Source organism: Bradyrhizobium sp. Kon10 (assembly GCF_055807395.1).
The window spans coordinates 413,427-424,656 of the sequence record NZ_JBVVOZ010000001.1 but is presented as its reverse complement, the minus strand read 5'-3'; the positions used below and the strand labels follow the sequence as shown (position 1 = coordinate 424,656).

Sequence of the window (11,230 nt, the reverse complement as noted above, 5' to 3'; positions counted from 1 at the left end):
TCATTCCGGGTCGCGCCACTTGGCGCGAACCCGGAATCCATTTCTCCTCGTCACGCGCGGCGCGATGGATTCCGGGCTCGCGCTCCGCGCGCCCCGGAATGACGAAGCACACAAAAAAAAGCCCCGCCCGGCGGGGGGACGACCGGGCGGGGCCTGATGTCCGTACTACGCGATGCGCGCCAGCCTGATGTGGCGCGCCGGACATCGAGTTGTGCAGAGCGTTTTCAAAGCGACGTGGCCGTCGGTTTGCGTGAAGAAAACGCGTCCAAACTAGTCGATGAGTTCCACGATGCGCCGCGAGCGCGGCTCGACCAGCACGGTCTCGCCGTTCACGACCGTGTAGCGGTAAGTGGTGGCGCCGAAACGTTGCGGCACGTCGTAATAGGTGACGCCGGTCTCAGGTAAGGTGGCACCGACCACCACGCGACCCGGAATGCTGAAGGCCGGCACACGTTGTTCGACGACATAGTCGCGGAACGCCGGCCGCTGTTCGACCGCAATGGTCGGGCCGCTATCGACCACGACGGGCGCGCGCCCCACCGTGATATCGGTTTGCGCCTGCGCTGCGACCGGCGAGCCGATCGCGGCTGCGAGCGCGGCAAGAGCAAGAATCCTGTTCCGCATAGGCAACTCCTTCGAGATGAGTCTTCGGAAGCGCCGGTGGCGCGACCCGTTGCCAATGCATGCGTCCTGTCAATGTTCCGGCAAATGCGCGGCCATATTCGCGGCAATTTCGGGCAGTTTTCGCGAAAGGTGGAACCCCGCTGTACGTCCGCGCGTCTCTACTCGCGGAACCAGGGCCGCTATGATCCGCCCGCGATTCGTCTCAAGGTCCACGCCCAGAAGGATAATTCATGCACCTCACCATCGCCCACATCTCGCCGATCCTGTCGCTGATTGCGGGCGTGCTCATCTTGATCATGCCGCGGCTCCTCAATCTGATCGTCGCGATCTTTCTCATCATAAATGGTGCGATCGGGCTCGGATTGTTGAGGTGGCTCCATCTCTAGGCCTTCATTTTCCGGAACTCTTCGACTTGCGCGGACCCGCCCAAAGTGGTGTAAGCGCGCGATTTCCCATTCCTCTCGCAGGTTGTGTGCAAGCTATGGCCAAAGCCGCCTCGAAGCCTAAGAAAATGCCAGCGAAATCAAAGTCTTCGGTCAAGACGAAGGCCGCGCCGGCAGCCCGCAAGGCGCTGCCCAAGAGCGCCTCGAAGCCTGTTGCCAAGCCCGCCTCGAAGGCTGCGACCAAGCCGGCAGCGCCGAAGAGTGCCGCCAAAGCCGCACCGATCAAGCCAGCATCAGCCAAGGCGGCGCCCGCTGCGGTCAAGGCCGGCAAGTGGGTCTACACGTTCGGCGACGGCAAGGCCGAGGGCAAAGCGGAGATGCGCGACCTGCTCGGCGGCAAGGGCGCCAATCTGGCCGAGATGGCCAATCTCGGCCTGCCGGTGCCTCCCGGCTTCACCATCCCGACCTCGGTCTGCACCTACTTTTACGCGCACGACAAATCCTATCCGAAGGAGCTGCAGTCGCAGGTCGAGAAGGCGCTCGACTATGTCGGCAAGTTGACCGGCAAGGTGTTCGGCGACACCAAGAACCCGCTGCTGGTTTCGGTGCGATCCGGCGGCCGCGCCTCAATGCCGGGCATGATGGACACCGTGCTCAATCTCGGCCTTAACGACGACACGGTGGAAGCGCTGGCGGAGCTGTCGGGCGACCGGCGCTTTGCCTATGACAGCTATCGCCGCTTCATCACCATGTATTCCGACGTGGTGCTCGGCTTCGAGCATCATCACTTTGAGGAAATCCTCGATACCTTCAAGGACAGCCAGGGTTACACGCTCGACACCGATCTGTCGGCCGAGGACTGGGTCGAACTGGTCGGCAAATACAAAGACGCCGTCGCGCGCGAGACGGGCAAGGACTTCCCGCAGGATCCGCACGACCAGCTCTGGGGCGCCATCGGTGCGGTGTTTTCATCCTGGATGAACGCGCGCGCGGTGACCTACCGCAAGCTGCACGACATTCCGGAATCCTGGGGCACCGCGGTCAACGTGCAGGCCATGGTGTTCGGCAACATGGGCGAGACGTCGGCGACCGGCGTCGCCTTCACGCGCAACCCCTCGACCGGCGAAAGCAAGCTCTACGGCGAGTTCCTGATCAACGCGCAGGGCGAGGACGTGGTGGCGGGCATCCGCACGCCGCAGGACATTACCGAGGATGCGCGCAAAGAGTCGGGCTCCGACAAGGCCTCGATGGAATTGGCGATGCCGGAGGCGTTCAAGGAGCTGACGCGAATCTACACGCTGCTCGAGAAGCACTACCGTGACATGCAGGACATGGAGTTCACGGTCGAGCAGGGCAAGCTGTGGATGCTCCAGACCCGCGGCGGGAAGCGCACCGCCAAGGCAGCGCTGCGCATCGCGATCGAGCTGGCCAAGGAAGGTCTGATCACCAAGAAGGAAGCGGTGACGCGGATCGATCCGGCCTCGCTCGATCAGCTGCTGCATCCGACCATCGATCCCAACGCCAAGCGCGACGTGATCGCAACCGGCCTGCCGGCCTCGCCGGGCGCTGCCTCCGGCGAGATCGTGTTCTCCTCGGATGAAGCGGCCAAGCTTCAGGGCGACGGGCGCAAGGTCATTCTGGTCCGCATCGAGACCAGCCCGGAAGACATCCACGGCATGCACGCCGCCGAAGGCATCCTGACCACGCGCGGCGGCATGACCTCGCACGCCGCCGTGGTCGCGCGCGGCATGGGCAAGCCCTGCGTCTCCGGCTGCGGCACGATCCGCGTCGATTATGGCCGCGGCACCATGAGCATCGGCTCGCGCACCTTCAAGGCCGGTGACGTCATCACGATCGACGGCTCGCTCGGCCAGGTGCTCGCGGGCCGCATGCCGATGATCGAGCCGGAGCTCTCCGGCGAGTTCGGGACGCTGATGAACTGGGCCGATCAGGTCCGCAAGATCGGCGTTCGCGTCAACGCGGATACGCCGGAGGACGCCCGCACCGCGATCAAGTTCGGCGCGGAAGGTATTGGTCTCTGCCGTACCGAGCACATGTTCTTCGAAGAGACGCGCATCCGCACCGTGCGCGAGATGATCCTCTCCGAGGACGAGCAGTCGCGCCGCGCGGCGCTGGCAAAGCTGCTGCCGATGCAGCGCGCCGACTTCGTCGAGCTGTTCGAGATCATGAAGGGCCTGCCCGTGACGATCCGGCTGCTTGATCCGCCGCTGCACGAATTCCTGCCGCACACCCACGCCGAGGTCGAGGAAGTGGCCCGCGCCATGAACACCGATCCGCGGCGTCTCGCCGACCGCGCGCGCGAGCTGTCGGAGTTCAATCCGATGCTCGGCTTCCGCGGCTGCCGTATCGCGATCGCCTATCCGGAGATCGCCGAGATGCAGGCGCGCGCGATTTTTGAGGCTGCGGTCGAAGCCGAGAAGCGCACCGGCAAGGTCGTCGGCCTCGAGGTGATGGTGCCGCTGATCGCGACCAAGGCCGAGCTCGACCTGGTCAAGGCGCGCATCGATGCCACCGCGAAGGCGGTGATGCGCGACACCAACACCAAGCTCAGCTATCAGGTCGGCACCATGATCGAGCTGCCGCGCGCGTGCCTGCTCGCGGCCGAGATCGCCGAGAGCGCCGAGTTCTTCTCGTTCGGCACCAACGATTTGACGCAGACCACCTACGGCATCAGCCGCGACGATGCCGCGAGCTTCCTCGGAACCTACGTGTCCAAGGGCATCCTGCCGATCGATCCCTTCGTCGCGCTCGACCAGGAAGGCGTCGGCGAACTCGTCAAGATCGGCGTCGCGCGCGGCCGCAAGACGCGGCCTTCGCTCAAGGTCGGCATCTGCGGCGAGCACGGCGGCGATCCCGCCTCCGTCGCCTTCTGCCACACGATCGGCCTCGACTACGTCTCCTGCTCGCCCTACCGCGTGCCGATCGCCCGCCTCGCCGCCGCGCAGGCCGCGCTCGGCAAGGCGATCGCGAGCCAAGCGTAAGGCGAAGCCGCAAGATCGAGTCGCGAGAGGCGGGGCTTTGGCCCCGCCTCTTTTCATTTTGCGCGCCGCTGTCGCCATATCGTCATTGCGAGCGCCACACCCTCGCTGTCATCGTCCGGCTTGACCGGACGATCCAGTACGCCGAGACGTGGGTGACTGAACGAGGCGCCGCGGAGTACTGGATGCCCCGCCTTCGCGGGGCATGACAGTCGTGTCAGGTGGGAGCATCTGGCGCAAACCACGGAACCGCACCAGCGTCCCGTAATGACACGTGCCCGCAAGGGTTCCTTCACCATTCGCGTTGACCGGATGTTTACCGCGTCGCGTGAGGGCGCATTTACCACGCACGCAATCACCCCGTGAAAACACCTGAGAGCGCTTGAGTGTGTTGCGCGCGCAACGCCGATTAACGCCCCAGCAACCTAAATTAGATACTCACGAGAAGGATCGAATTGCACGGATGTACTGCGGCTCGATTTTTCTAGCGTAAGCGTAGCGTGAGCGTATCGATGTCTGTGTTGCGTACCCATCCGAAGGGCGCGCGGTTCGCGTCCTTCGGAATCGGTCTCTGCATCTTCGCATTGATGCCGAGAGAGACCGGCTATCAGGATATTGCATCGTTGCTGGCGCGTCAGCCCGGCGTTGCCGAGCGCTGGCAGAAGCAGGTGTTTTCTGCGGCGTCGTCCATTCAGCTCGCCACCTACAGCTTTTCCCGGCCGATCGGAACCTCGGCTCCGCAGAGCACGATGATCCGCCTTGCGAGCCTCGATGGTCGCGACGTCACCGGCTCTATCACCCACAATCCGGCGCTGCAGGCGCCGGCGCGCTACCAGGCCTCCGATTTCCCAAGGGTCGATCGCTCAATGAAGGGCGATCGCCTCGCCACCGTGACGCCTGCGCCGGCCTCCGAGACGCCCGCGCCACCCGCACGGCAGGATCCGGCGACCTCCAACAGCTCGGTGTTCGGCGCCAAGACGGCCGCGTTGCCGCAAGCCATGTCGCCGGAATCCGCGGCTGCGCTCGATCCCGAGCTCCAGGAGGCGCTTCGCGCGCCGCCATTGCCGCAATATGTCAATCCACCGAAGGCCGGCGACAACGCGCTGTCCTTTGCGGCCCAGCCGCTCACTGCGCCGAAGCAGGCCAAGATCGCCGCGCCGCCGCGCGATCCCTTCAGCGTGAAGACTGCGAGCCTGTTCTTCGGCAGCTCCTCGCTCGGTGGCAATGTCGAGAGCATCGAGAGCTGGCAGCCGGGCGCCGAGCCGCTGATCGTGATGGCCGACCCCGACATGAAGGTGACGGCCTCGCTGTCTCCGTCGTCCGAGGACATTGCTAGGGACATCGAAAGCGGCGAGAGCGTCGCGCCCAAGGGCGAGGTCAATGCCGACAACCAGCGCGCCAAATCGCCGGCGGAACGGCTGGCGCTGGACGACAAGTCACGTGCGAAATCCGAGAAGTGTCTCGCCGAGGCGGTCTACTTCGAGTCCCGCGGCGAGGCCGTGCGCGGCCAGATCGCGGTGGCGCAAGTGGTGATGAACCGCGTGTTCTCCGGCAAATATCCCGACACTGTGTGCGGTGTGGTCTATCAGAACAAATACCGCCACCTGGCCTGCCAGTTCACCTTCGCGTGCGACAACAATCCCGACGTGATCCGCGAGCCCGAGATGTGGGAGCGCGCCAGGAAGATCTCGAAGGCGATGCTCGACGGCCAGATCTGGCTGCCTGAAGTCGGCAAGTCCACGCACTACCATGCCTATTGGGTCCGCCCGTCCTGGGTCGCCGAGATGAAGAAGATGTACAAATTCGGCGTGCACACCTTCTACCGGCCGCGCGCCTGGGGCGATGGCGGGGAGGAGCCGAGCTGGGGCACCCCGGCCCAGACCGCCGCACTCTCGGCCGAACTCGCCCAGGAAGCCAAGAGCTCCGCCGAGATGGGCGAAGTGGTGCGGCGTTAGCGTCTCACGCCTCGATATCCAGCGCGCAATCGAAATTCGGCGCCGAATGCGTCAGCGCGCCGGATGAGGCGTAGTCGACGCCGGTCGCCGCGATGGCCGCGATCGAATCCAGCGTGACACCGCCGGACGCCTCCAGCTTAAGGCGGCCCTCCGTCATCCGCACCGCCTCGCGCAGCATCGCGATATCCATGTTGTCGAGCAGCACGGCATCGGCGAGCCCGCTGTCGAGCACCTCGCGCAGCTGCGCCAGCGTGTCGACCTCGATCTCGACCTTGACGAGATGCCCGGCGTGCGCCCGGGCGCGCTCCAGCACGGGGCGGATGCCGCCGGCGACGGCGATGTGGTTGTCCTTGATCAGGACCGCGTCGTCGAGGCCGAAGCGGTGGTTGAAGCCGCCGCCGCAGCGCACCGCGTATTTCTCCAGCGCCCGCAATCCCGGCGTGGTCTTGCGCGTGCAGCAGATGCGCATTTTTGTGCCCACCGTGCGCGCGACATGGTCGGCCGTGAGTGTCGCGATGCCAGATAGACGGCCGACAAAGTTCAACGCCGTCCGCTCCGCCGTGAGGATGGCGCGCGCGGGACCGGAGAGCGTCAGCACGTGCTGCCCCCGTGCGACGCGCGCGGCATCGCGGACATGCGCGCGCACTTCGATGTCGGGCGAGAGCTTTTGCAGCGTCGCCAGCGCCAGCGGCAATCCGGCGATGACGCCGGACTGGCGCGCCACGAGGATCGCTTCCGCCTTTGTCGCCTCCGGGATCGTCGCAAGCGAGGTGATGTCGCCGGCACGGCCGAGATCCTCGTCGAGCGCGCGGTGCACGGCCTCGTCGATCGCGAGCGGGGACAGGAAGGCGTCGGGACAAAGCAGTGAGGTCGGGGTGATCATGAAAAAACTCCGTCAGGCGATCATGGATTGCGCGATGCGCGGCATCGGGTGCTCGATGAGGCTGTCCGCGACCTCGCGCGCTGCGGCGAGTGTCGTCATCGTTCTCTGCGCCAGCTCGGGTACGTCCGTCGGATGATCGGCCCGGAAATGCGCGCCGCGGCTCTCGCACCGCGTCCACGCCGACGCCGCAACGAGCAGGGCTGCCGTCGCCATGTTGCGGACAACGACGCTCGTTGCCTCGCGTTCGAGCGCCGCCAAGCTTCGCATGGCTTCCTCAAGCCCATTACTGTCGCGGATGACACCGACATGCGCGCTCATCATGGTTCGCAGCCGCTTTATGGCAGCTGCGTCCGGCGCGCCACCGCGCGGCGTCACCACGACGTCCGGGAGGCGGGTAGGCGAGGGGATCGCGCCGCCGGCGATGTCGTCGGCGATGCGCGCGGCATAGACCACGGCCTCGAGCAATGAATTTGAGGCGAGCCGGTTGGCGCCATGCGCGCCGGTGGACGACACTTCGCCGCCGGCCCAGAGCCCGTCGATCGAGCTGCGGCCCCGGTCGTCGACCGCGATGCCGCCCATGTGATAGTGCGCGGCCGGCGCGATCGGGATTGGTTGCGTGGCGGGATCGAGTCCGGTGGCGATGCAGCTTGCATGCACCGTCGGGTATTTACCGGCGAAGCGCGTTCCCAGCGCGTCCCGCGCATCGAGGAATGCACCACGGCCGGCCGCGATCTCGGCGAACACGCCACGAGCCACGATGTCGCGCGGCGCCAGCTCGGCGAGCGGATGTTGTGCGGCCATGAAGCGCTGGCCGTTGCCGTTGATCAGCGTGGCGCCTTCGCCGCGCAACGCTTCGGTCGCAAGCGGCGCCGGATCGCGGCCGGCCATGATGGCGGTCGGATGAAACTGCACGAATTCGGGATCGGCGATCACGGCGCCGGCGCGGGCGGCGATCGCAAGGCCCGATCCGCTGGCTTCGGCGGGATTGGTGGTGACGGCATAGAGATGACCGATCCCGCCGGTCGCCAGCACCACCGCGCGCGAGGCGATCATCGTCGGTCTCGCCAGGAAATTGCCGGCCTCGCGCAATTGCAGGCCGGTAACCGCGCCGTCCTCGGTCGCCAATGCTTCGGCGACGAAACCTTCGATCAGGCGGATTGACGGCGTGCGGCGCACGGCATCGCTCAATGCTGCGATGATGGCCGCGCCCGCGCCGTCGCCGCGGACATGCACGATGCGCCGTGCCGAATGCGCGGCTTCGCGGCCCACCGCGAGCCGGCCTTCGAGATCGCGGTCGAACGGCACGCCATAGGCGAGAAGGTCGTTAATCCGCTGGCTGGCCTCGCGCGCAATCCCGAGCGCGACCGCTTTGTCGACGATACCGCCGCCGACCGCGATTGTATCCGCGGCATGCGCCTCCGGGCCGTCGCCCTCGGCCACCGCAGCTGCGATGCCGCCCTGCGCCCATGCGGATGATGCGCCCTGTCCGAGCGGGGCCGCCGAGATCAATGTCACCGGGCGCGGCGCGAGCTTGAGTGCGCAGAACAGTCCGGCGAGACCGCCGCCGACGATGACGACGTCGTCGGTCGAGCGGGTGAGGTTGTGGAGGTTGGTTGTTTTCATAGCTCTCTCCGAATTCTGCGCTGGTGAGTTTGTGGCAGCGATTGCTCTCAATTCTTCAGATTGATCATCCGCTCGACCGATCGACGCGCACGCATCGCCAACGCAGGATCAATCGTCACCTCCTCGCGCAACGTCAGCAGGCTCTCCAGAATGTTGGACAGCGTGATCCGCTTCATGTGCGGGCAGAGATTGCAGGGGCGCAGCATCTCGATGTCCGGCAGCTCGGCGCGCACATTGTCGGCCATCGAGCATTCCGTGATCATCACCAGGCGCTTCGGGCGCCGTTCGCGCACCCAATTGATCATGTGCGCAGTCGAGCCGGTAAAATCGGCCTCTGCCAGCACGTCGGGCGGGCATTCGGGATGCGCGATGATCTGCACCGACGGATCGGTCTCGCGAAGCCCGCGCAACTCCGCAGCGGTGAAGCGCTCGTGCACCTCGCAGGCGCCCTTCCACGCAATGATCTTCACGTCGGTTTTCGACGCTACATAAGTCGCGAGATAGCGATCGGGCAGGAAGATGACGGTTGGCGCATTCAGGCTCTCGACCACCTGCACCGCGTTCGACGAGGTGCAGCAGATGTCGACCTCGGCCTTCACCTCTGCGGACGTGTTGACATAGGCGACCACCGGCACACCCGGAAATCTTTCGCGGAGGAGGCGCACGTCGGCGCCCGTGATGCTGGCCGCGAGCGAACAGCCGGCACGCTGGTCCGGGATCAGCACCGTCTTGTCCGGATTGAGCAGCTTTGAGGTCTCTGCCATGAAGTGCACGCCACACTGTACGATGACATCGGCCTTCACCTTGGTGGCTTCGACGGCGAGCTGCAGCGAGTCTCCGCCGATGTCTGCCACGCAGTGAAAGATCTCCGGGGCCTGGTAGTTGTGCGCGAGGATCACCGCGTTGCGCGTCTTCTTGAGCTCGTTGATCGCCTTGATGGTCGGTGCCATCAGCGGCCATTCGATGGGCGGGATCACGTGCTTCACGCGATCGTAGAGGTGGGCGGTGGCGCGCTCGACCTCATCAGTCCATTCCAGCGAGGGCATCGGCAGCGCAGCTCCCTCTCGCGCCGGGGCTGCACGGGGAGAGGCGAGGGCTTGGCCCTGCGGCCGGTCTGCAAAGTCGTCGGGACCGTAAATTCCAGTGATCGGCATCCAAGCCTCCCGCAAATGAGAATTATGCTCCATTTGAGTATATCTGAAGCTTGAGAAATCCGGCCGAGAGGGCCGGTGCAGTTCCGCCAAAGCCTACATATACTCAATCTGAGTAAATCAACCCTAACACGCCAAGCGGGAGGTCGCCAGGGCCACCCGCACACATTCTCGTCAAGTCACGCCATGCGCACGCCAGACGAGGTTGGGTTGAAGCGCAGCAGCCCTTCATGGAACGCAATCATTTTTGGATTGGGATTTTCATGCATTTGCATTAAATTCCTGACTCGCGGCCGCCCATTCCGGACCCGCCAACGACAGAAGAGAAACCCCATGTCGACGCAAGCGGGCGAGTTCAATCCGGCTTCACGTTCCTCCTCCTGGCGCACCCCGGCCATCATTATTCTTTGCGGCTGCGCGATCGGCATGCTCGGCTTCGGCCCGCGCTCGGCACTCGGCTTCTTCGTGCAGCCGATGAGCCACGAGTTCGCCTGGGGGCGCGACGTGTTCGGCCTCGCGATCGCCGTGCAAAATCTGTTGTGGGGATTGGGCCAGCCGCTCGCCGGCGCGATCGCCGATCGCTTTGGCCTGTTCCGGGTGATGTGCGTCGGTGCTCTGCTCTATGCCGGCGGCCTGCTGCTGATGCGTTACTCCTCCACGCCGCTGTCGCTCAACCTTGGCGCCGGCGTGATGGTCGGCTTTGGCCTCGCGGGCTGCTCGTTCAATCTGGTGCTGTCCGCCTTCACAAAGCTGCTGCCGGTCGAGAAGCGCGGCCTTGCGCTGGGTGCCGGCACCGCGGCGGGCTCGCTCGGGCAGTTCCTGTTCGCGCCCATCGGCGTCGCGCTGATCGACAATTTCGGCTGGCAGCAGGCGCTCAGCGTGTTCGGCTTCCTGATGCTGTTGATCATTCCGCTAGCGCTGGCGATCTCGACACCGCCGGTCGCAAGCCCCGCCAGCACCGCGCCCGCGGATGAGCAGACCATTACCAAGGCGCTTGCGGAGGCCTTCGGCCATCGCTCCTATGTGCTTCTGGTGCTCGGCTTCTTCACCTGCGGCTTCCAGCTTGCCTTCATCACCGTGCATCTGCCGGCGTTCCTGGTCGACCGCGGCGTCTCGACGCAAACCGGCGGCTGGGTGATCGCGGCAATCGGCTTGTTCAACATCATGGGATCGCTGAGCGTCGGCTACCTGCAGAATTCCTTGCCCAAGCGTTACATCCTCTCGGCCATCTACTTTACCCGTGCACTTGCGACGCTCGCCTTCATCTCGTTCCCGATCACGCCGCTCTCGGCGATCGCGTTCGGGGCTATCTCGGGCCTGACCTGGCTGTCGACGGTGCCGCCGACCTCGGCGCTGGTGGCGCTGATGTTCGGTACGCGCTGGTTCGCAACCCTCTACGGCTTCGCCTTCGTCAGCCATCAGGTCGGCGGCTTCCTCGGCGTCTGGCTCGGCGGCATCGTGTTCGAGCGCTTCGGTTCCTACACGCCGATCTGGTGGCTCTCGATCCTGTTCGGCGTGCTCTCGGCGCTGATCAATCTTCCGATCGTGGAGAAACCGGCGCCGCGAGCGGTTGCGCAGCCTGCCTGATCGGCTAAACATTTCCGACGAACAA

At 65.2% G+C, this 11,230-nt stretch carries 8 protein-coding genes; 4 read left to right on the top strand and 4 right to left on the bottom strand.

The features are described 5' to 3' along the window. Positions 1-270: 270 nt before the first annotated feature. On the bottom strand, positions 271-624 hold the full coding sequence (locus AC0L2O_RS02070; RefSeq protein WP_369725834.1) for a DUF1236 domain-containing protein: 354 nt from the start codon (positions 622-624) through the stop codon (positions 271-273). Positions 625-854: 230 nt separating this feature from the next. Here AC0L2O_RS02070 and AC0L2O_RS02065 point away from each other — a divergent pair, with 230 nt between their 5' ends. From AC0L2O_RS02065 to AC0L2O_RS02055, 3 genes are all read left to right on the top strand, one after another. Continuing rightward, entirely contained in the window at positions 855-1,010 is a 156-nt protein-coding gene (locus tag AC0L2O_RS02065) for a DUF3096 domain-containing protein (RefSeq protein WP_082081526.1), read from the top strand. A 95-nt stretch (positions 1,011-1,105) separates the two neighbouring features. Further along, positions 1,106-4,009, top strand: coding sequence for a pyruvate, phosphate dikinase (gene ppdK / locus AC0L2O_RS02060; protein ID WP_473368506.1), 2,904 nt, complete (start codon positions 1,106-1,108; stop codon positions 4,007-4,009). Between the two features lie 509 nt (positions 4,010-4,518). Next, positions 4,519-5,961 carry a cell wall hydrolase gene (locus AC0L2O_RS02055; RefSeq protein WP_409189923.1) on the top strand — a complete coding sequence of 481 codons (1,443 nt, stop codon included), beginning with the start codon at positions 4,519-4,521 and terminating at the stop codon, positions 5,959-5,961. A gap of 4 nt (positions 5,962-5,965) precedes the next feature. On the opposite strand, the gene nadC is transcribed toward AC0L2O_RS02055, so the two are convergent. Genes nadC through nadA form a run of 3 tightly spaced genes read right to left on the bottom strand, consistent with a single transcriptional unit; the run spans position 5,966 to position 9,621 of the window. Further along, positions 5,966-6,844, bottom strand: a complete 879-nt coding sequence (gene nadC / locus AC0L2O_RS02050; RefSeq protein WP_409189922.1) for a carboxylating nicotinate-nucleotide diphosphorylase — start codon at positions 6,842-6,844, stop codon at positions 5,966-5,968. Between the two features lie 12 nt (positions 6,845-6,856). After that, positions 6,857-8,467, bottom strand: coding sequence for an L-aspartate oxidase (locus tag AC0L2O_RS02045; RefSeq protein ID WP_473368505.1), 1,611 nt, complete (start codon positions 8,465-8,467; stop codon positions 6,857-6,859). A 47-nt stretch (positions 8,468-8,514) separates the two neighbouring features. Next, the gene (gene nadA, locus AC0L2O_RS02040; protein WP_473368504.1) at positions 8,515-9,621 is read right to left on the bottom strand and encodes a quinolinate synthase NadA; all 1,107 of its coding nucleotides are present in this window, start codon (positions 9,619-9,621) and stop codon (positions 8,515-8,517) included. Between the two features lie 330 nt (positions 9,622-9,951). On the opposite strand from nadA, the gene AC0L2O_RS02035 reads away from it, so the two are divergent. Continuing rightward, a complete protein-coding gene (locus AC0L2O_RS02035; RefSeq protein ID WP_473368503.1) occupies positions 9,952-11,205 on the top strand; it encodes an MFS transporter in 1,254 nt (417 codons plus the stop codon). The last annotated feature ends 25 nt before the right edge of the window (positions 11,206-11,230 follow it).

Coding starts and splice junctions, on each gene's coding strand:
- AC0L2O_RS02070 (WP_369725834.1), bottom strand. CDS start 624: ATGCGGAACAGGATTCTTGCTCTTGCCGCGCTCGCAGCCGCGATCGGC.
- AC0L2O_RS02065 (WP_082081526.1), top strand. CDS start 855: ATGCACCTCACCATCGCCCACATCTCGCCGATCCTGTCGCTGATTGCG.
- ppdK (WP_473368506.1), top strand. CDS start 1,106: ATGGCCAAAGCCGCCTCGAAGCCTAAGAAAATGCCAGCGAAATCAAAG.
- AC0L2O_RS02055 (WP_409189923.1), top strand. CDS start 4,519: ATGTCTGTGTTGCGTACCCATCCGAAGGGCGCGCGGTTCGCGTCCTTC.
- nadC (WP_409189922.1), bottom strand. CDS start 6,844: ATGATCACCCCGACCTCACTGCTTTGTCCCGACGCCTTCCTGTCCCCG.
- AC0L2O_RS02045 (WP_473368505.1), bottom strand. CDS start 8,467: ATGAAAACAACCAACCTCCACAACCTCACCCGCTCGACCGACGACGTC.
- nadA (WP_473368504.1), bottom strand. CDS start 9,621: ATGCCGATCACTGGAATTTACGGTCCCGACGACTTTGCAGACCGGCCG.
- AC0L2O_RS02035 (WP_473368503.1), top strand. CDS start 9,952: ATGTCGACGCAAGCGGGCGAGTTCAATCCGGCTTCACGTTCCTCCTCC.